Below are 19900 nucleotides of genomic sequence, written 5' to 3' on the forward strand. Positions count from 1 at the left end.
CGGCGCCCCGGTGGGGCTGGGGGGCTGATAAACCCGGAAGCGCCGACCGGATCGCCGGAGCGACAGGAATAGTTTTTGCCTTTCTTTGCGGCATCTACAAGACATATCGATGGCTAAATCGAGGGTTGTCAGTAAAATTTGCTTGATTATGGTATGATATAGTATCTATGCGTTATTGTTGCTTTGGGCGATGATCGATTTATTGTGTACCAACGCTGCATTTCCTAACGGTAGGTTCATGGTGCGCGCGCAGCGATAATGCACACACACGGCGGCTCGCGCCGCGCGGTGATCGCGTTTCAGTCATTTACCTTTTGCCCGAACTGCGCTCAGATGGTCTTGGGTCGCTGCCCATGCGTGCGGAGTGCTCGGCCCTCCGGTGAGTGGCGTGGCAACCAGGCCAGGCATGGGTACACTCAGATCCACGGCTGACGTCTGGTTACCACCTGACGCCGGAGTGGAGGTCGCCGAAGGGCCAAGGAACGCGAGCGTTCAAGACGGGAGCACATGACAGACGATCCCCCTGGCGCCAAGCGAGTTGCGCAATTTGTACTGGTGGCAAGTGTGGTCCAGCTGGACAACGTCCGGGGTTCAGGTGCTGCGGCCGGTCGCGTGGGGGATCAGCCCCAGCAGACTTCGTTTGACCGGCTCGAACTCAGTGTATTGCTCAATCTCTATGGACGCAGGGTGGCGCAGGGGGAGTGGCGCGACTACGCGATGGATTTCCACCGCGACCGGGCCATTTTTTCAGTCTATCGGCGGGCGTCTGAAGCTCCCCTGTACCGCATTGAGAAGCAGCCCAGGCTGGAAAGACGGCAAGGAAAATGGAGCGTCTCCGACGCTTCAGGGCGTGTCCTCAGGCGTGGCGACGACCTCGCGCGGGTGTTGGCGGCCATTGACAGGCCGCTCAAACTTATCGCTCCCTGGGACCTGTGAGATCTGTCGAAATTGTGGCGGGCCCCTGCGTGAGTCCGCGCAGTCCGCGACGCCCGTAAGCCAGATTGATCGCCAATTGGGTGAGAGAGCGTGCCACTGTCGTTCCAGCCCTCATGCAGCCGCCCGCACGCTTTGGCCGTTATTACGAAAACCCAGAAATCGCGCGCTGGCAGGGCAAGCAATTCAGCACGGGCCGAAACTCGAGGTGCACGTCGCCGCGCTAAACCCTGCGGTATCTGCGCCCGAGGCTTTGGGCTTATCGGTCAGTTGCCCGCTCACGGTCGAAGCACGGACACGGGCAGGTCAAAGACACGAAAGGGGCCGGACTGGCCGGCCCCCCGACGTGTACACGCCAATCAAGAGGCTTACGCGGCTTCTTCCTGCACGCCATCTTCAGCGCCGGCCTCTGCCTTCACGGCGCGCGGGCTCTTGGCAAGCGACTCATCCACCAGCTTGCGGGCCTCGGTGTCGGTGATCTTGTTCACAGCGGCAAGTTCGGAGATGACCCGCTCGAGGGCCGCCTCATACAACTGACGCTCGCTATATGATTGCTCCGGCTGGGCGTCGGAACGGTGTAGATCGCGGACGACTTCGGCGATGCTGACCAGGTCGCCAGAATTAATCTTCGCCTCGTATTCCTGGGCACGGCGCGACCACATGGTGCGCTTGACGCGTGCGCGACCCGTGAGAGTCACCAACGCCTTGGAGACAATATCGGTGTCAGCAAGCTTGCGCATGCCTACGCTCGCCGCCTTGGATGTCGGCACGCGCAGGGTCATCTTGTCCTTGTCAAAGCTGATGACAAACAGCTCCAGCTTGAACCCGGCGACCTCCTGCTCCTCAATGGCCAGGATGTGGCCAACCCCGTGCGACGGGTAGACAATGGCCTCGCCAGTCTTGAAACCAAGCTTGTTAGCTGTTTTCTTTGCAGTCATGATTCGGAAAGCCTCCTGATCACGCTCCAATAGGGACGTGCTCGTCGACGTCGGGCGGACGATCGCCATTATCGTGCTGGGCGTTGGGCCCCGCACCTGCAGATGGTCGCAAAACAACCTGCTCGCGAGGGCAGCGGCACTGTCGTCGCAAGCAGAGCATTTTCAGCGAACAGGTTCGCGTGCCCGACCACATGCGTGCTCAGGCATCGCTCAGACACATTCATTATCACAAATTTGCGCAGAATCAAAGCGTTCGCCCGAATCGCTGCTGATGCGGTCGATTCGCGCCAGGTGGAGCGGATGTTGCATGACATGCCGCACGGACCGCGCGTGTGCGCTTATCGCTCAGGAATTCAGCTGCAAACGCAGAACATTCGCGCGCTCATCCGGCGGCCGGGCCGGCCATTCTGCACGGGCCCGCGCGGCAGTGGAAGGTGGTTGCGGTCCAGGAACGCAGGCCAGCAGCAGTTCGGGCCGCCAGGGCATCACCCTTCAACATGCGGTCTGTTTGGTGGGCCAGCAGCCGCGAGACTGCGTGTCATGCCAAATCGTGGCGTGGCGAGGTAGACAGGTCCGGGTGCTGGCCTGATCACAACCTGGGAAAGCGCCCGATCCGTCCATCTGGAAACAGATCTGGCCTTATTGGCGCGAATAGAAACCACGTCGCATCAATCAGGCCATGTGGTCTGACCACGCCTGATTTAGATCAGTCGCCCTCACCGGGCGCGGTCGACAACAGTTCCAGCTTGCCGGGCTTGCCATCCCATTCCTTTGCGTCAGGCGGAGCGTCGCGCTTGCGCGTAATATTTGGCCAGGATGCAGACAAATCGGTATTCAGCTTAAGCCAGTCCTCGAGGCCTGGCTCAGTGTCCGGCTTGATCGCTTCGGCGGGGCATTCAGGTTCGCACACGCCGCAGTCGATGCACTCGTCAGGATTGATAACGAGAAAGTTCTCACCCTCATAGAAGCAGTCAACGGGGCACACTTCCACGCAGTCGGTGTACTTGCACTTGATGCAGTTCTCAGTGACGACGTATGTCATCGTGACCTCGTATAGCCCCAGCGCTTGATCGCCAGTAGCACACTTACGTTCCCCACCTGTCACGCGGGGCGCGGATTGATGGTCTGCAGCCAATCGGGTGCAGGATGCAGCACTTGTCCGGCCGTTCCGGAAAACACCGCAGGTCAGCCGCGCTGACGGGTGTCTGACACCAGGTCGGGAAGATGCTGACGCATCCGCGACCTGCGAAGCTCAAGCGCCGCTCCGGCTTGACCGGAACCCGACGGGTCATGCTCGTCGCGTTCCGGAATAAGCCTTGGGCCCTTCAGATAGTCTGGCCACGCCGCATTCTCAACATCGAAAGTGAGCCAGACGGCATCACAATTATCCGTCATGTATCAGTCAGATGGCTTGACCATGTCTTCCCATTGCATCGCGGCCTCCTGGGCAGGGCCCCTGCGCGCCGGGAGGCCGGTGACCCGTATTACGCGCACCCCCCCGGGGAGGGTGAGGGTGAGAACGTCTCCGGTCTTTATGCCTTTGCCTGGGGATTCGATGCGCGCTCCGTTGAGCCGCACCTTGCCCCCGACCACGAGCTGCACCGCCAGGGGTCTGGTGCGCGCCATACGGGCAAACCAAAGCCATTTGTCCACGCGCATGCGCTCAGCGGGGTCAGTCATGCCTGTCAAGCGTTGGTGTGAGGGAGAGGGGCGTCACGCTCCCAGACGAGAACGGCGCCCCATCGTCGGGGCGCCGCTCTACTTCAGGATTTATCGCCGTTCTGCATGCGCTCCTTGAGCGCCAGCAATTTGGCGAAAGGTGAATCGGGGTCTGGCTGTTTCTCTCTGCGCGCTGGCTTGTGGTCGCCGCGCTGGTCCTGTCGGGCGTCATGCCGCGTATCCTGACGCGGACGGGGGTGACGGGGGCCTTCGCCACGTCCAGCATCCTGGCCCGGCGTAAATCCGCCCCGGAAGCCGCCTTTCCGCTTGTCGTCGCCGGCCCTGCCAGCTCCACGGTTCTGACGGTCGTCACCACCTGCGCGCGTTCCGCCGCGCCCGCCTTCAGGACGCTGGTTGTCCTGGCGAGGACCGCGACCCCGGCCAGGGCCGTCGCGTCGGCCATGGCGTGGCTGACTATGACGCTGCGGACGCCAGATATCGATGAGCGTCGGTCCATCGGGTTCGGCGCCTTCTGCTTCGGCAGAAGCTTCCGCATCCGCGACGCCAGCGTCGGGAGCATCTGCGTCGACAAGCGTCGGCGCTACTTCCTGCTCGATGGCGACGGGGGCATCCGCTTCGACCTCAACCGCCGCAGGCGTGTCCAGCTGGTTCGTGCTCGCCGCCTCGGCGACGACGGCGTCGCCAGCTGGCGCCGTTTCGTCCGTAGCCGCGGTATTGCCGCCCGCGTCCGCAGAGCTGGCGTCGTCTGCCGCTGCTTCGGCTGGAGCGGTCACGGCGCGTGGGGCCAGCGGGACGGTGATGGCTGGGCCCTCGCGCTGCTCGGAGGCATAGTTCAGCGAGCGCAGGATCGATGCGAAATCATCGCCGGCACAGCCGACGAGTGAGGTCATGGCCACGGTCACCACGAAGCCGTCGCCGTCGGCCGCGCCGGGCGGTGGTTCTCCGGGCGTGACGCCAGGCCGGTAAGTCACCGCCGGTCGTATCAGATCGGCAAGCCGTTCAAGAATGTCCACGCGCACGGCGCGCGCGCCGCACACCCGGAAACCAGCAGCCCGGTACAGGTCGCGGCTGATGCTCGGGTCGACCACGATGGAGGTGCGGCCAGATGCAGCCAGATGCGGCAACTCATCAAGGCCCCGTGCGGCGGCCTCGCTCTGGTCGGCATGCTTGAGCGCCCACAGCTGGACGGCGAGCGCGCGCGGCGCGGGCTTCAGCAAGGCTGGGGCGTAGATGTGATAGGCGCCGAAACGCAGGCCGTATTTGCGCAGTTGCGCGCGTCCGTTCTGATCGAGCGACTTGACGTCCTGCGCGACCCGTGACCGTTCCAACACGCCAAGCGCCTCAACGACCTGGAAGGCGACGCCGCGCGCCAGTCCGTCGATGTCGGCGGCCTCCTCAAGCGTGGTCAGGGCGCCAAGAAGCTTGGCGACATGGGTCTTGAGCCAAAGATCAACGCGCGCCTGGGCCTTGTCACGCGCTTCACCCACGAGCATCTCGTCGGCGAGGAGGATGACACGAGGCTCGAGCAGCTTGTCGCCAGGCGCCAGTTTCGCAACGGTGTCGCCGAGCCAACGCAATGAGCCGTCATTCGACAGCACAAACGCTTCGTCCACAGCCATTGCGATGCGTTCCGCACGGGCGGTGAGCTCGGGGCCGAGAGATTTCTGGGCCGCAGCGCGCAACGCGCGGGCTTCCGAACCATCCGCCTGCGGGTCAGGAACGAATACGAGGCCGCGGAGATTGCCCACGTGCTGCTGTTCGACGCTGACTTCGCCCGTGGGCGTGACTACTGCTTCCATATGCGCGTTCTCTCTGAGGCGCCGCATCAGCACGCTTGTGCGCCGGTCCACGAAGCGGCTTGCCAGCCGCTCGTGTAATGCATCCGAAAGTCTGTCCTCTACCTGACGGGCGCGCTCCTGCCAATGCTCAGGATCGCCCAGCCAGTCGGGGCGGTTGGCGACGTATGTCCAGGTACGTACCTGGGCGATGCGCGCCGACAGGGCGTCGATGTCCCCATCAGTGCGGTCAACCACGGCTATTTGCCGGGCAAACCAATTTTCATCAAGCTTTCCATCCCGCATCAGAGCACGAAATATTGTGCTGACAAGCTCTGCATGTGCGTGGGGGGAAACTTTTCTGTAGTCGGGCGTCTGACAGACATCCCAAAGCCGGGCGATGGCGGTGGGGTGGCGGGCCAGCCCGGTTACTGAGACATCGCCGGCGAGGGCCTCCAGCACCGCCATGTCGTCGGCGATCTGGGCGCGGGTCAGCCCCACTTCTCTGGGAATGGCGCCAAGCGAAACCAGCAGGCCGCGCACCGAGCGAAAATTGAGCTCGGTGTTGCGCCATTGCAGAACCCGCACCGGGTCAAACGTATGCTCTTCGATCGCCCTCGCCAGTTCCGGCTCGAACGCCGGACATCGTCCAGTCGTCCCGAATGTTCCGTCGCGCATGTAGCGCCCGGCTCGTCCGGCGATCTGGCCAAACTCCGCCGGGTTCAGGCGGCGAAAGCCAAAGCCGTCAAACTTGCGGTCGCTGGCGAAGGCGACATGGTGCAGGTCGAGGTTGAGCCCCATGCCGATCGCGTCGGTGGCGACCAGATAGTCCACCTCGCCTGACTGGAACATGGCGACCTGGGCGTTGCGGGTGCGCGGCGAAAGTGCGCCCAGCACCACGGCCGCGCCGCCTTTTTGCCGACGGATCAGTTCGGCGACCGCATAAACCTCATCAACGGAGAAGGCGACAATGGCCGAACGGGGCGGCAAGCGGGTGATCTTCTTGCCGCCAGCGAACATGAGCGTTGACAGGCGTGGCCGTGTGACAATCTGGGCGCCAGGCAGCAATTGCTCGATCAGCGGCTTCATGGTCAGCGAGCCAATGACCAGCGTCTCCTCGCGACCGCGCATGTTCAGCAGTCGATCGGTAAAGACATGGCCGCGACCGAAATCAGCGGCCAGCTGGATTTCGTCGATCGCGCAAAAGGCGACGCTAATGTCGCGCGGCATCGCCTCGATGGTGCAGATCCAGTAGCGCGGGCGGGCCGGCTTGATCTTCTCTTCACCGGTAATCAGCGCCACATGTGATGCGCCGACCTTCTCGACCACCCGCTGATAGACCTCGCGCGCCAAAAGGCGCAGCGGCAGGCCGATCATGCCTTCGCCATGAGCGATCAGCCGTTCAATGGCCAGATGGGTCTTGCCGGTATTGGTTGGGCCCAGAATGGCAGTGACGCCGCGAGACCGTTCATTGGCGGGGAGGGTGCGTCTGCTCATCGGCGGCGGAGCGCCGGCGTGCCGGCGCGCGTCCTGTGGGTGTGGTCCGGAGTGGCCGGATGGGGCGGCGGAATTATCCGCGGCGGGCGATCACAAACGACGTGCGAGGGGCTGAGGCTGGCGTCGCCGCCCGTCAGCATTCCCTATGTGGCGCTTCGCACCCGCTTGCGCAATGAGGCGACTGCCAGGAACGCCGTCCCCCGAACACGGTCGGAGAACTGGCGCATTGGCAGGGGAGCCCTGGTGGGTCAGCCCTGTCGGGCTGCGATGGCGTCCGCGACAGCGACGACGTGCTTGCCGATCTCTGCGTGCAGGATTTCGACCATCTTGCCATCTACCGAAAGCACGCCCTTGCCGGCGTTCTCGGGTTGCTGGAAGGCGGCGATAATCTTGCGCGCCCACTCAACCTCGGCGGCGGGCGGAGCGAAAATGTCGTTGGCTGGCTCGACCTGCGTGGGATGGATCAGCGTCTTGCCGTCGAAACCAAAGTCGCGGGCCTGTTCGCACTCGGCGCGGAAGCCGTCCATGTCCGAAATGTTGTTGTAAACGCCATCCAGAATGTCGAGGCCTTCAGCGCGCGCGGCGGTCAGCGCCAGAGACAGCCAGGCCAGCATAGGCGCCCGGCCAGGGACAAAGCGGGCGCGGGTCTCCTTGGCGAGGTCGTTGGTGCCCATGACAAAGCAGGCAAGGCGCGTGCTGCGATCACGCGCCGCGGCGGCGATGCGGGCGATGTCGAGGATCGCCGCAGGCGTCTCCACCATCGCCCAGACGCGGATGTGCTCCGGCGCGTCGGCCAAAAGTTTGCCAACGTCCTGCAAGGCTTCGGGGCTCGACACCTTCGGGATGAGGATGCCATCGGGGTTGGCGGCGGCGGCGGCGATGATGTCGTCGCGGCCCCACGGCGTATCAAGACCATTGGCGCGAATGATCACCTCTCGCGGCCCATAGCCTCCAGCCTTCACGGCGGCGCACACCTGCTCACGGGCCGTCAGCTTGGCGTCCGGCGCCACCGCGTCCTCGAGGTCAAGAATCAGGGCGTCAGCGGCAAGGGTCTTTGCCTTTTCCAGCGCGCGGGCGTTGGAGCCCGGCATGTAAAGGACGCTGCGGCGAGGCCGGATGGCGGTCATCAGGAGCTCCTGGATTTGTGATCTTCGGCTGTTATGCGGAACATGTCCTGCTCGTTACCGGTTGTGCCGGTTTTGAACAATTTCGCAAGCCTGGAGGCTCTGTGAAGCTGGCGCCACAGCAGATTTTACAATTTCGGCTGGTGCATAAAATGGTTGCGCCCATGGGTCCTGAGGCGCAAACGGGGCGGCGATCCGTCCCAAAGGCGCACCGGCCACGCCCCGCGCGACATCTCGCGCATCCGGCGATTGCCTGCCTGCGGCCTGGACGCAAACCGCAAGGAAAGCATATGGCCAGAGAAGCTGTCCCGAGCGAATTCCCGTCACGCCTGCGCGAAGGCTACAAGGCCTTTCTCAAGGACCGTTTTCCGGGCGAACGCAGTCGTTACGAAGTGCTCGCAGAGCGCGGGCAAAGCCCGGAAGTGCTGATTATCAGCTGCTGCGACAGCCGTGTGTCGCCGGAGGTTATTTTTGACGCCAGCCCGGGCGAGCTGTTCGTGGTTCGCAACGTCGCCAATCTGGTTCCGCCGTTCGAAACGGGTGGCGATTTTCACGGCACGTCCGCGGCGCTCGAGTTCTCCGTCCAGGCGCTCAAGGTGAAGCACATCGTGGTGCTGGGCCACCAGATGTGCGGCGGCATCAAGGCGTTCGCCAATGATGCCGAGCCGCTGTCGCCGGGCGATTTCATTGGCAAATGGATGTCACAGATCCAGCCGGCGGCGGATGCGCTCGGCCCGCAGGCGCGCACCGCAGCGGACTACGTCGCCCGGCTTGAGCTGGCCGCCATCGAGCTATCGCTGAAGAATCTGATGACCTTCCCGTGTGTGCGCATCCTCGCCGAACGCGGTCAGCTCGCCCTGCATGGCGCCTATTTCGGCGTCGCCGACGGCGTATTGCGCGTGCGCAATCCGGAGACTGGGGCGTTCGAGCCTGCGGTAGATGGCATCGACGGCATCGGTCGTATGCCTCCGCGTTGTGACTGAGGCCAACGTGGCATTGCACAGACTGTCAGGCCCCGGCCTGTGCCTGATTTTGCTGCCCATTTGGGGCAGCAGAGGCCTGACGGGATTGGCGCCTACAGCTAGTTAGCCAGCCTGATGCTTGGGGTTATACCCAAGCGTGAGGCGTGGGCGGTGCTGCTCAACTCTCCATCGCTTAAAGCGAAACCCCGCCAAAATTGGCGGGGTTGGTGAGTAGCCATCGCGGCCCCTGGAGGCGCACTTTCGCATTTCAGGTGAAGCAAGAGCTCACTCGCCCTTGAGCTTGTTCGCCCGATCGATCGCTTCGACGATGAACTTGCGCGCTTCGTCAGCATCGCCCCAGCCGGCGAGCTTCACCCACTTGCCGGGCTCCAGATCCTTGTAATGAAGGAAAAAGTGCTCGATCTGCTTCCAGGTGATCTCGGGCAGGTCGGTGTAATTTTCGACGTTTTCGTATCGGCGGGTCAGCTTGGTGACCGGCACAGCGATGATCTTCTCGTCGCCGCCGCCATCGTCTTCCATCTTGAGCACGCCGATCGGGCGGCAGCTCATCATGGCGCCCGGCAGGATCGGGCGGGTGTTGGCGACCAGCACGTCGATCGGATCACCATCCTCCGACAGGGTGTGAGGCACGAAGCCATAATTGCCCGGATAGCGCATGGGGGTGTACAGGAAGCGGTCGACCTTCAGGATCGCGGCCTCCTTGTCCATCTCATACTTGATGGGCTCACCGCCGAGCGGCACTTCAATGATGACATTGATGTCGTGAGGCGGGTTTTTGCCGATCGGGATCGCGTCAAGGCGCATATGCTGATTTCCGCTAGATTCCAGAGAAAAGGAGACATGACCCGTCCGGGTCCTGAACGGCGTCTGTTTAGGTCCGAACCGGCGCAATCACAAGTCGCCTGTCACCGCAGCATTTCGCCCTAGACCCTCCGCGCTGGCATGCGCCGGGGCGCAGCAACGCATCCTGTCGCCTCATACACTAGATAAAGATGAAACCAGTGCGTGAAAACGCTACGCCGCCGATCGACAGACTGGATCGCGCGTGCGGAGTGCCGCCAATGGCGCTGTAGAAGGCGCAGCCGCGCTCATTTGAATCGAGACACCAGACGATGGTTGGCGACATGCCTTGCGTCGAGAGGTCACGCCGGGCAGCGCGGAAAATCCGTCCGCCGAGACCGAGACCGTGGCACACCGGGTCAACATAAAGCGCGTCGATTTCGCCCCGCTGCGGCAGGGACATGTTACGGTTCGGCCCATAGATCACATATCCGCCAACCCGCTGTCCGATCTCCAGCACGAGCACCTTACGTCTGATTGCCCTTGCCCCGCGCACAGTCTGGTCACGCCACCAGTCTGGCCCGCGTCGGCTGATCATGCGCTCAAGGATGGCGCCCGGGATGATGCCGCGATAGGCTTCCCGCCAGGCGGCGTCATGCACGAGACAGAGGCCCTCGGCATCAGAAGGCCGCGCACGTCGAATACTGGTGACGAGCTCACGCATTCTCAAAGCCTAAGAAGAGCGCGCCCATCTCGCAAGCTCTGCAATATTGACGAACGCGTGAGGCAGTTGTGTGATAATATACTGATTCAATTATGGTAAATGCATCCAATCTCAATCTGCAGCCCTTCGTGGCGTAGGACGCTGCTTTGGTTCGCCGGCCCATTCTGCTACACAAGCGCGGCTTGAGGCGGATTGCCAACGGGCGGCTATGCCCGCTGGTTGATCGCCGGACCGGGCATGGCCCGGTTCCAGGTGGACAGGTCGTAACAGGGACGACCAGATTGCGGGCTGGGAAGGCACATGGCGTTTTGGCGCAGGCCAGATGAAGAGCGATACGCACGACGTATGGCGCGCATCGCACGATGGGACCGGCCACTGGCGGGGCGCCGGGATCGCCTGCGTGCGTGGACGCATATGCTTTTGGCCGATCATGGCGTGTTCCGCGTGGCCTATCTCAATCTGTTTCGGGTAACGCCTGAGTTCTGGCGTGCAGCCCAGCCGACGCCGACCCAGATCGACCGGATGGCCCGTCAGGGGCTGCGGACCATTGTCAACTTGCGGGGCGGTCGTGAGCACGGATCCTGGCCACTTGAGCGCGAGGCCTGCGAGCGCAATGACGTAAAGCTGATCGAATTTGTCGTCCGGTCACGCGAGACTCCGTCGCGCGACACCATCCACGAGGCGCGCCGGTTCTTCAAGGAACTCAACTATCCTGTCCTGGTGCATTGCAAGTCCGGCGCCGACCGCGCCGGAATGATGTCGGCGCTGTATCTGATCTTGCACGAGAACCGGCCGGTTCGGGAGGCCATGCGCCAACTGTCGTGGCGCTTTGGGCATTTCCGTTTCGCGCGCACAGGTGTGCTCGACGCGTTTTTCGATGCGTACCTGAAGGAAGGCGAGGCCAAAGGAATCGACTTCCTCACCTGGGTCGACACAATCTACGACCCTGAAGCAGTGAAACGGAATTTTCGGCCCGGACTTTTGTCGGACATCGTTGTGGACCGTCTCATCCGCCGCGAGTGATTGCAGGCGCTGCCCACGCCACTTTCAGAGACCTGCCTCAGGCAACTGAACCGTCATCCAGCAATTGCATACGGCTGAGCCGGGCGTATACGCCTCCCGCCTCGATCAATGCGCCATGACCGCCAACCTCGACGATACGACCGTGGTCCATAACGACGATCTGGTCGGCCTCACGTACGGTCGCGAGACGATGGGCGATGACCAGCGTGGTGCGACCACGCATCAACTTCGCCAGAGCTGTCTGGACGATCTGCTCACTCTCGGCGTCGAGCGCACTGGTTGCTTCGTCGAGCAGCAGGATGGGCGCATCCTTGAGGATGGCGCGCGCCAGTGAAATTCGCTGACGCTCGCCGCCTGACAGACGCGCGCCGCCATGGCCGACCATGGTGTCATAACCTTGCGGAAGCTTGCTGATGAATCCATCTGCCGCAGCGGCGGCTGCAGCCGCCTGGATATCCGCATCACTGGCGCCCGGGCGCCCGAACGCAATGTTCGCCCTGACCGTATCGTCAAATAGCAGGACGTCCTGGCTGACCACGCCGATCTGGTTGCGTAAGGAGTCGAGCGTGGCGTCCCTCACGTCCATACCATCGATGCGCACCATACCTGACGTTACGTCGTAGAGCCGCGGGACCAGCGCCAGCAGGCTGGATTTGCCTGAGCCAGAGCGGCCGACCAGAGCTGTCACCGCGCCAGCAGGGGCGCGTAGCGACACGCTGGAAAGCGCCGCGGTATCGCCCCCATAGCTGAAGCTGACGTTGTCGAAGACGATGTCACCCTGCTTTACGACAAGCGGCCTGGCGTCGCTGCGGTCAACAATCGTCGGTTTGCGATCGATGACCGCGTAGTAACGCTTCAGCGCGGCCATGGCCTCCTGAACAATGGCGTTCAGATTTCCGATAGAGCGCATGGGCTGGGCAGCCAGCAGGAGCGCCGTGACAAAGCCCGTGAACTCGCCAACCGTGCTTTCGCCACTCGAAATGCGTAATCCGATCAGCACCAGCACGCCGGCCACCGCTATGCCGCCGCCGACTTCGAGCAACGGGTCGAGCCGGCCGCGTGCGTTGGCAGCTTTCATCTTGAGCTTGCGAACCTCGTCAAAGGCTTGCCATGCCCGATGCTTCAGATAGCCCTCAAGGCGGAAGGTCTTGGCTACGCGCGCGCCAGTGAGGCTCTCCGAGATCAGTCCTGCCATGGCGCCGGTCTGTTCCTGCGTCGAGTTTGCGACACGCCTGAGCTTTTTGCCAATGTTGCCGATCGGGATGGCGGCGAAGGGGACGACAAGCGCGGCGGCTATCGTCAGCACCGGATCGATCCACAACATGGCGACGACAAGGGCGATGATCTGGGCCACATCCCGCAAAAACACCGTCGAGATGCGGGTGAGCGCCTCCTTGATGAATGCGAAATCCGTCGTAAAGCGCTGTGTCAGCGCCGCAGGGCTCTCCTCGCCAAGCTGGGCAAGGTCGGCGTCAATAAGATGCCCATAGAGCTCCGTCTGCATATCGGCTTCGACCTGGGTGACCACGCGGTTGGTGAGAATCGTCTGGGCCAGCAGCGAAAATCCACGCACGGATGTCACGGCGATCACGAACAGCGGCGCGTAAAGGATCGCTTGCGTGTCCTTTGCGGTGAAGGCGTCAAACGCGTGCTTGATCAGCACCGGGTACAGGCCGGTTGCGCCGGCCACTAGCGCAATGCAGGCCAGCACCACGGCCAGCGTGCGCCAGTGCGCCTTCATCTGGCTGGTCCACAACCGGCGTATGGTGGCGATGGTGTCGCCACTAAGGTCAAGGCCTTTGGCGCTGCGTCGATCAATGCTCATGGTGCGAGGTCGCTAGCACGCCGCTCGTGACCCCGCAAACCTCGCTGCGTCGGGCGCAATAACATAGCCTTGACGCAAGGCGCCAAGCTCAGCAGCAATGCGATAAGGTGCATGGCTCGCATACTGCCGCCGCCTGCCGTCCGCGACCTCAATGATGTCACTGGGAAACTTGGGTGGCCACATCGACATGGCGCGCCTTGACGTGCCTCAGATCCAGCAGCGAGTGGCCTCCCGGAAGGGATTCGAACCCCTGACCTACGGTTTAGGAAACCGTTGCTCTATCCTGCTGAGCTACCGGGAGGTGGGCGCTTACGACTGGCCGGAACGCACTGACGCGCCCGGCGCTGGCCGGTGGCGAGGTGGTTCTGGACGATATAGCGCGGCCGGCGCGGCGCGTCACGCCTTGGCAGGCTTTTTTCCCTGAAAAGCCGATGGGCAGCTCTCGCCCGCGCCATTGCCGCTGACGATATCGTGAAATGGCGCGGCGCGCTCGGCGCCAGAGGGATTTTCGGCTATGTTTGACGCAGCGCGGTGAAGGGGTTTCAGATTCCAGGGCGCCGCGACACAGGTATCAGGTATGGCGAGCGGCATGGTGTGGTCGCCGGCATTGGTGGAAGCACGATCGGGAACCGGTGTTGGCGAGCAGGCTTAGGCGTTTTCGGACCCGTTCCCGGGCAGGCTGGTTGGGACGTATGGCGTTGCTGGCGCCAGCGCTGTCGCTTGCCGGCTGCGCGGCGACGGACCACGACCTGCTTGCCAAGCTGCGCGTCCCCGAAAGCGCGCCGCGGGTCTCGGGTCTGGAAAGAGCGGTTGACCGCGAGCAACACCGGCTGGCGGCTTCATTCGGGGGCCGATACCGCTGGCAACCTATGGACAGCCTGCTTCAACGCGTTTTGGAGCGTATGGCGCGGGTAACTGGTCGACCTGCTGATGCTCATGAGATTATCATCCTAAACTCGCCGACGATTAACGCGTTCGCACTGCCGAATGGCAAGGTCTATGTGACCCGAGGTTTGCTCGCATTGGCGCGCGACGAGGCGGAGGTGGCTGCGGTGCTCGCCCACGAGATCGCCCATGTCACCCTCGACCATGCCAGGGCGCGTGCTGAACTCGCGCAGAAGTCAGCACTGGTGACCCGGGTCGCAACTGACGTGCTCAATGATCCCGCCGCTTCCCGCATCGCCCGATCTGAAGGGCGCGTGACGCTCGCGCGGTTCTCGCGCGATCAGGAACTGGAAGCTGACCGTATCGGCGTCAACGTGATCGCTCGCGCCGGCTACGATCCGTTTGCCGCCGCCCGCTTCCTGATGGCGCTCGACCAGCAAGCTCGCCTGCGCAGCGCAGGCGTCGCGGCGGGAACAGAATTTTTGTCCACTCATCCGTCCACGCGTGAGCGCGTCTCTGCGGCGATCGCCATAGCCCGCGAAACTGGCGCGCGTGAGGCGGTCAGTGGCGTTGATGGCGCCTACGCCGCGGCGCTAAACGGCATGCTGTTCGGCGACGCGCCCTCCGCCGGCGTGGTTCGTGGCTCTACATACGCCAGTCCCCGTCTCGGCGTTGCATTCGACGCACCCCCGCAGTTCACGCTGGAGGCCTCGGCAGACGCCGTGATCGGGATTGCAAGAGGGGGGCCCGGCGCCTTTCGCTTTGATCATACGCCCGATGCGGCTGACGTCAGTCTGGAGGAATTCCTGGCCTCCGGCTGGGTCGACGGGGTGTCAACGTTCAACATGCGCCCCCTGCCAGACACGCCCTTGCCGGTCATGGTCGCGGAAGGTCAGGGCAAGGAATTATCCTACCTGCTCGCCGCCATTCGGATAGACGACCGCATCTTCCGCCTGATCTATGCCATGCGGCAGGTTGACGACAGCCAGCGCGCGCAATTTGAGGCGATGCTGCGGAGCATCCGCAAGCTGTCCCCAGAGGATGCGCGCGCGGTCGAGCCGTTACGCGTGCGCATCATTCGCGCAAGGGTAGGTGAAACACAGGACAGCATGGCGGCGCGCATGTCCGGAGTTGACGATCCTTTGGCGCGGTTCAGGATTTTTAATGGCCTCGGAGCCGCTGAGCCCATCGTGGCGGGCCAGGATTACAAGATAGTCGAGTGAGGCCATCTGGAGGCGCCCTGCTTCTCAGGTCCCGTTTATCCAGCATCCATGCAAATGCGCCATGCCAGCTTCAGGCGCCAGCGCCAGAGACGACCTTGGCCTCGACCATACGCCCGCGCCGATGCTTCGGGCGCATTCATAGCCAGCGCCCGGGCGACGGCGCCTTGGACCTCAGGGTTGGCTTCAGCGGCGCGCTGTATTTACCTGCGCAATACTGAGGCCCAGTCATTTCGCAGCTGAACGGAACGTTGGCCGAAGGATTGATCTGGCGCTGCGGGTAGAAGGGCAGGACCAATCCATAGGGCCCTGCCAGTTCGACTGCGGTCTGCGCGTGGTCGGGCCGTGGCAGCATGACCCCGTGAATGAAATACCCCCGGCTCACACCAGGGGTATTTCAGCCGTCCGCGAGTGAACTCCTGAACGGCATGTAGAGGTTCTGGCCGCTGACAGTCAGGCGGCCTGCTTCTTCGGCGTCAGCAGCTTGCGGTTGATCAGCGCCTCGGCGATCTGCACCGCGTTCAGCGCTGCGCCCTTGCGCAGATTGTCTGAGACGACCCACATGGCGAGGCCGTTCTCGACGGTGATGTCCTCGCGGATGCGCGAAATAAACGTAGCGTCTTCGCCGGCCGCTTCGTGCGGGGTGATGTAGCCGCCCGGCTCATGCTTGTCGATCACCATGCACCCTGGCGCATTGCGCAGGATTTCGCGCGCCTCGTCGGCCGACAGCGGCTGCTCAAACTCGATATTCACCGATTCCGAATGGGAAATGAACACCGGCACGCGCACGGCGGTGGCCGTCAACTTGATCTTCGGGTCAAGGATCTTCTTGGTCTCGACGACCATCTTCCACTCTTCCTTGGTAAAGCCGTCTTCCATGAAGACGTCGATATGCGGGATGAGATTGAAAGCGATGCGCTTCGGGAACTTGGTCGTCTTCAGCTCGCCAGCTGTGAAGATCGAGCGCGTCTGGTCGAACAGCTCATCCATGCCATCCTTGCCGGCGCCAGACACCGACTGATAGGTCGACACAACAACGCGCTTGATCACCGCCCGGTCATGCAGCGGCTTCAACGCCACCACCAGCTGGGCCGTCGAGCAGTTCGGGTTGGCGATGATGTTCTTCTTGGTGAAGCCCCGCACCGCGTCGCCGTTCACCTCCGGCACAACCAGCGGCACGTCCGGGTCCATGCGGAAGGCGGAGGAATTGTCGATGACGACAACGCCCTGGGCGCCCAGCTTCGGCGACCATTCCTTGGACACGTCGCCGCCGGCCGACATCAGGCAGATGTCGACATCGGAAAAATCGTACGTGGACAGATCCTTTACCTTCAGGGTGCGATCTCCATAAGAGACCTCCTGGCCGATGCTGCGGCGCGACGCCAGTGGTACGACCTCATCCGCCGGGAAGGCCCTGTCGGCCAGGATCTGGAGCATCTCGCGGCCCACGTTGCCCGTGGCGCCAGCGATGGCGACCTTGTAACCCATGGTGTGTTCCTTTCCGCCTACTGAGCGTTTTCATTCACGATGGCGTCCGGGAATGAAAACGCCCGTGCGCAATAATGTTCGTACCGACGCCGGCCGTACTGCGATGGCGCAGCGCCACACAGCAATCGACAGTCCGGGGCGTCGCGCCCTCTGATGCATGATGCGTATGGCCGGCTGTCGCGATACGCAAAAAAAACATGCAACCAGATAAAGTTGCGAGGCCGACGATCTTCAAGCTGAAGAGATCGGGCTCCCGTACCTGGCAGGCGCTGGGTGTGGTGAGGCATGTCCGCGCGACGCCTGAGTGGCGTCGATTGGCGCCTCGCCATAAACAGATCTGTTTGCATAGGGTGTGGGTGGCCGGCTGCAGACAGAACCGCGTCAAACCCTCCGAACCGCCAGAGCGGTTGCATTCGCCGTCATCCTCACCCGTCGGAGGACGCGGGGAGGGCGCGATTCAGGGTTTCGCCGTTTTTATACGGAGAGCGGTAGTTGGCGTCGCCATAGTCAGTGTGACGCCCTTCGCCAGATTGTCTGCGGTCCTGGCCGGAAGCATTCTGTACGTCCCGATCATCGCGCCTGTCGCGCTGCCGCATCCACAAGCACAACACAGGCGTCATTGTCAATGTTGCGGTGGGGGAGCGCGCGCTCGACCCGCGTCGTGCTCACCGTCGGCCGGGGCGACCGCCCACGCATGAAGCTGGCGTTAACTACTGGGGGCGCAATGCTGCGTTGCTGACAGCCTGTGCAATTCGCGTGTCGCTGAATAACGCGCGTCAGGTTGATCAATATCGTAGCTCGCTCACCGTGGCGGGGCGCCAGAGCTCTCCGTGAAGCAGGAGGCGCGGATGAACCGCGCCCAGGGGTTTCGTACTGATGAACCGTGTTGGGAAACAGCCTCACAGCCGACGCCAGATCACTGCGGACGCCCCGGTTATCGCGATGCGTCGCGGGGGTGTCAGGGCGTGGGGCAGCGTTGCGCTGCTGTCGCTCCTTCTGCTCGGCGGATTTGGAGCCCTCGTTCTGCCAGATCCGGCGAGTGTTCCCATCGATGACTCCGACACCGCTGCCGGTCAGGCCGCCAATTCCTCAACCATCCGTTCGGGCGCCCCTGCCGACACGAAGCTTAACGCCGAGGCGCCCGATGACGCTGGGCCAGACAGCGGCTGGGTTGCGGTCAACAGTGATGCGCCCGCCTTTCGTCTTGAGCCCCTGCCCCAGGTCCCTGGCGCGCTGGCTTTGCGACCGCTGATGGCCCGTCCAGGTGCTCTCGAGGGAGTACGGCACATTAGCGGCGGCGGCAGGGATGACGCCCTGACGATCGGCGAAGCCGGTGAGCCGGGCCCTCTGCTGCGACTGTCCCTCTATCGTCCGGGAACCGAGCCTCAACCCGGCGGCAGCTATTTCGTTGACGTGGCGCGCCGGGCTGGTGAGCACGGTATGTCGGTCGTCCGGTTTGTGCCGCTCCCACCAGTGGAGAGCGCCATTGGCGCACTTGATATTGCGCTGGCGCGCTTTGAGGGCGTTGCCGGAGCGCGCAATTGCGTGACCTTCCGGCGCGGTCAGAGTGAGCCGGCGGTAAGGTTGAGCGGCTGGATTTGCCTGGATGCGGACCAGGCGCCGGCCCCTGAAGCCGCAGCCTGCCTGGTCGACGCGGTCCGCTGGCAAGCAGGCGAAGAGGCGGCCATGACGCAACTATTCTCGGCGCGTTCTGGCGCTAGCAGCGCCTGCGCTACGCCAATGCCGTCGGAGATGACGAGCTCCGTTCGGCCCGCTGGCGCTAGCCCGTCAGGCAAGGGCGGACTGCGCTAACGCGCGCGGAATCGCGAGCATGAAACGCCTGTGAAGACAGGTGCGCAGGGGGCGTGCCTGACCAGGTGTGAGCGGCCGCGATGCTGCGCCCCGCCACGCCCGACGCAGGCAGCGCGAATGCCTGCCCTTGCACTTCACCGGCCGTGCGAGGATCATCGTAGCCAGTCCTGGATTCGTCGTTACGAGCCGTCGCCCGTCGCATATCATCTGCCGGACTGCGACTTCGCCAGTCGACGCGGCTGGCCCCCCTCCAGTTTCCCTGGCCACTGAGGGACCCTCGCATGGATCGCCGCACCGTGTTGCTTGCCTCGATGGCTGCGGTCGCTGCAGGGGGCGCGATCGCGCAGCCTGCAACAGGACGGCGGCAAAACAATCGGGCCGCCCAGCGACCTTCAGGCGCGCCCGAACCAGTTGCCGCCGCAGTGCGCGCCTTTGCTGCCCTGCAGCCTGGCCAGGATGTCCGCGCCAGTTGCGTCATCCTTGCCGACGCGCAGCGACAGGGGAGGGCCGTCGACACGGCGCCCTTGTGGCGGGCAGCGCATGACCCGGATGCGTCGCTGTTCGTTGGCAGCGCTGTGAAAACCTTGATTCTCGCCGCGTTCCTCCGCCAGGGGGAAGCAGGCAAGCTGTCGCGCCAGAGCGCGGCGATCATTGACGACGCCGTCAGGTCCCTGTCGAGCCCGGTGTTCCTGAACCTCACAGGCCGCGCCCCGTATGTGAGCGTGCTGGAGGCGATGATCTCCCATAGCGACAATACAGCTACAGATGTGGCCTTGGCCGCGGTGACGCCGTCCGCAGTTCGGCAACTCATAAAATCAGCCGGTCTCAAGCGAACGCGTATCCCGGATTCGACCAGGGCGCTGTTCAATTGGTTGGGTGGCGGCGACGCGGGTGTCGATCCGGGCTGGCGAGGGCTGCAGGCCATGGCCTCTGCCCCGCCCGGATCGGGCGCCCGCTCCCTGCCTGGCGACGGCCCGAGCATGCAGAGCACAGCAGCGGAGCTGGTCGCCTGGCATCGCGCGGCGTTGGCTGGCCAGCACTTCTCAAGGCCTGAGACCCTCGTCACCTACAAGCGAATTATGGCTACGGTGGACGCCCTGGCCATGGCTGTCCCCCCAGATATGCCAGCATGGGGAAAAGGCGGCAGTATCGACTGGCAGGATTTCCATTGCCTGGCGTTCGCCGGTCAGATGCTGGCGCCATCAGGTCCGGT

15 protein-coding genes and 1 tRNA gene are annotated in these 19900 nt (G+C 63.3%); 6 read left to right on the top strand and 10 right to left on the bottom strand.

From position 1 onward, the window contains the following. The first annotated feature begins 507 nt into the window (after positions 1-507). A complete protein-coding gene (locus tag AC6A67_RS07155; RefSeq protein WP_498035863.1) occupies positions 508-936 on the top strand; it encodes a DUF2794 domain-containing protein in 429 nt (142 codons plus the stop codon). 365 nt (positions 937-1301) lie between these two features. On the opposite strand, the gene AC6A67_RS07160 is transcribed toward AC6A67_RS07155, so the two are convergent. The 5 genes from AC6A67_RS07160 to AC6A67_RS07180 form a co-directional block, all read right to left on the bottom strand. Further along, complete coding sequence (locus tag AC6A67_RS07160) at positions 1302-1874, bottom strand: CarD family transcriptional regulator (protein WP_498035877.1); 573 nt, start codon at positions 1872-1874, stop codon at positions 1302-1304. Positions 1875-2577: 703 nt separating this feature from the next. Continuing rightward, the gene (gene fdxA / locus AC6A67_RS07165; RefSeq protein ID WP_498035864.1) at positions 2578-2913 is read right to left on the bottom strand and encodes a ferredoxin FdxA; all 336 of its coding nucleotides are present in this window, start codon (positions 2911-2913) and stop codon (positions 2578-2580) included. Between the two features lie 356 nt (positions 2914-3269). Then, positions 3270-3551 carry an RNA-binding S4 domain-containing protein gene (locus AC6A67_RS07170; protein ID WP_498035865.1) on the bottom strand — a complete coding sequence of 94 codons (282 nt, stop codon included), beginning with the start codon at positions 3549-3551 and terminating at the stop codon, positions 3270-3272. 83 nt (positions 3552-3634) lie between these two features. Next, positions 3635-6823, bottom strand: coding sequence for a helicase-related protein (locus AC6A67_RS07175; protein WP_498035866.1), 3189 nt, complete (start codon positions 6821-6823; stop codon positions 3635-3637). A gap of 248 nt (positions 6824-7071) precedes the next feature. Further along, positions 7072-7950, bottom strand: a complete 879-nt coding sequence (locus AC6A67_RS07180) for an HpcH/HpaI aldolase/citrate lyase family protein (RefSeq protein WP_498035867.1) — start codon at positions 7948-7950, stop codon at positions 7072-7074. A 287-nt stretch (positions 7951-8237) separates the two neighbouring features. Between AC6A67_RS07180 and AC6A67_RS07185 the strand changes: the two genes are divergently transcribed. Next, positions 8238-8930 (top strand): carbonic anhydrase, encoded by a 693-nt coding sequence (locus AC6A67_RS07185; protein ID WP_498035868.1) that lies wholly within the window; start codon positions 8238-8240, stop codon positions 8928-8930. A 264-nt stretch (positions 8931-9194) separates the two neighbouring features. Here AC6A67_RS07185 and ppa read toward each other — a convergent pair whose 3' ends face one another. Both ppa and AC6A67_RS07195 read right to left on the bottom strand, forming a co-directional pair. Beyond that, the gene (gene ppa, locus AC6A67_RS07190; RefSeq protein ID WP_498035869.1) at positions 9195-9734 is read right to left on the bottom strand and encodes an inorganic diphosphatase; all 540 of its coding nucleotides are present in this window, start codon (positions 9732-9734) and stop codon (positions 9195-9197) included. A 178-nt stretch (positions 9735-9912) separates the two neighbouring features. Next, positions 9913-10434: a GNAT family N-acetyltransferase gene (locus AC6A67_RS07195; RefSeq protein ID WP_498035870.1), complete on the bottom strand. Its 522-nt coding sequence runs from the start codon at positions 10432-10434 to the stop codon at positions 9913-9915. A 300-nt stretch (positions 10435-10734) separates the two neighbouring features. Between AC6A67_RS07195 and AC6A67_RS07200 the strand changes: the two genes are divergently transcribed. Beyond that, positions 10735-11457, top strand: a complete 723-nt coding sequence (locus tag AC6A67_RS07200; RefSeq protein WP_498035871.1) for a protein tyrosine phosphatase family protein — start codon at positions 10735-10737, stop codon at positions 11455-11457. A 37-nt stretch (positions 11458-11494) separates the two neighbouring features. On the opposite strand, the gene AC6A67_RS07205 is transcribed toward AC6A67_RS07200, so the two are convergent. Both AC6A67_RS07205 and AC6A67_RS07210 read right to left on the bottom strand, forming a co-directional pair. Further along, positions 11495-13282: an ABC transporter ATP-binding protein gene (locus AC6A67_RS07205; protein ID WP_498035872.1), complete on the bottom strand. Its 1788-nt coding sequence runs from the start codon at positions 13280-13282 to the stop codon at positions 11495-11497. Positions 13283-13506: 224 nt separating this feature from the next. Next, a tRNA-Arg gene (locus AC6A67_RS07210) sits at positions 13507-13583 on the bottom strand. A 391-nt stretch (positions 13584-13974) separates the two neighbouring features. Between AC6A67_RS07210 and AC6A67_RS07215 the strand changes: the two genes are divergently transcribed. Further along, a complete protein-coding gene (locus AC6A67_RS07215; RefSeq protein WP_498035873.1) occupies positions 13975-15390 on the top strand; it encodes a M48 family metalloprotease in 1416 nt (471 codons plus the stop codon). A gap of 450 nt (positions 15391-15840) precedes the next feature. Here AC6A67_RS07215 and AC6A67_RS07220 read toward each other — a convergent pair whose 3' ends face one another. Further along, on the bottom strand, positions 15841-16875 hold the full coding sequence (locus tag AC6A67_RS07220) for an aspartate-semialdehyde dehydrogenase (RefSeq protein WP_498035874.1): 1035 nt from the start codon (positions 16873-16875) through the stop codon (positions 15841-15843). Positions 16876-17817: 942 nt separating this feature from the next. On the opposite strand from AC6A67_RS07220, the gene AC6A67_RS07225 reads away from it, so the two are divergent. Both AC6A67_RS07225 and AC6A67_RS07230 read left to right on the top strand, forming a co-directional pair. Next, positions 17818-18687: a hypothetical protein gene (locus AC6A67_RS07225; protein ID WP_498035875.1), complete on the top strand. Its 870-nt coding sequence runs from the start codon at positions 17818-17820 to the stop codon at positions 18685-18687. A gap of 524 nt (positions 18688-19211) precedes the next feature. Beyond that, a partial coding sequence (locus tag AC6A67_RS07230; RefSeq protein ID WP_498035876.1) for a serine hydrolase occupies positions 19212-19900 on the top strand: 689 nt, incomplete at its 3' end.

The sequence above is a fragment of the Camelimonas sp. FR25 genome, from assembly GCF_059740505.1.

What these genes read in the sequence shown, in the direction of transcription:
- AC6A67_RS07155 (WP_498035863.1), top strand. Translation starts at nt 508, where the DNA reads ATGACAGACGATCCCCCTGGCGCCAAGCGAGTTGCGCAATTTGTACTG.
- fdxA (WP_498035864.1), bottom strand. Translation starts at nt 2,913, where the DNA reads ATGACATACGTCGTCACTGAGAACTGCATCAAGTGCAAGTACACCGAC.
- AC6A67_RS07170 (WP_498035865.1), bottom strand. Translation starts at nt 3,551, where the DNA reads ATGACTGACCCCGCTGAGCGCATGCGCGTGGACAAATGGCTTTGGTTT.
- AC6A67_RS07175 (WP_498035866.1), bottom strand. Translation starts at nt 6,823, where the DNA reads ATGAGCAGACGCACCCTCCCCGCCAATGAACGGTCTCGCGGCGTCACT.
- AC6A67_RS07180 (WP_498035867.1), bottom strand. Translation starts at nt 7,950, where the DNA reads ATGACCGCCATCCGGCCTCGCCGCAGCGTCCTTTACATGCCGGGCTCC.
- AC6A67_RS07185 (WP_498035868.1), top strand. Translation starts at nt 8,238, where the DNA reads ATGGCCAGAGAAGCTGTCCCGAGCGAATTCCCGTCACGCCTGCGCGAA.
- ppa (WP_498035869.1), bottom strand. Translation starts at nt 9,734, where the DNA reads ATGCGCCTTGACGCGATCCCGATCGGCAAAAACCCGCCTCACGACATC.
- AC6A67_RS07195 (WP_498035870.1), bottom strand. Translation starts at nt 10,434, where the DNA reads ATGCGTGAGCTCGTCACCAGTATTCGACGTGCGCGGCCTTCTGATGCC.
- AC6A67_RS07200 (WP_498035871.1), top strand. Translation starts at nt 10,735, where the DNA reads ATGGCGTTTTGGCGCAGGCCAGATGAAGAGCGATACGCACGACGTATG.
- AC6A67_RS07205 (WP_498035872.1), bottom strand. Translation starts at nt 13,282, where the DNA reads ATGAGCATTGATCGACGCAGCGCCAAAGGCCTTGACCTTAGTGGCGAC.
- AC6A67_RS07215 (WP_498035873.1), top strand. Translation starts at nt 13,975, where the DNA reads ATGGCGTTGCTGGCGCCAGCGCTGTCGCTTGCCGGCTGCGCGGCGACG.
- AC6A67_RS07220 (WP_498035874.1), bottom strand. Translation starts at nt 16,875, where the DNA reads ATGGGTTACAAGGTCGCCATCGCTGGCGCCACGGGCAACGTGGGCCGC.
- AC6A67_RS07225 (WP_498035875.1), top strand. Translation starts at nt 17,818, where the DNA reads ATGCGTCGCGGGGGTGTCAGGGCGTGGGGCAGCGTTGCGCTGCTGTCG.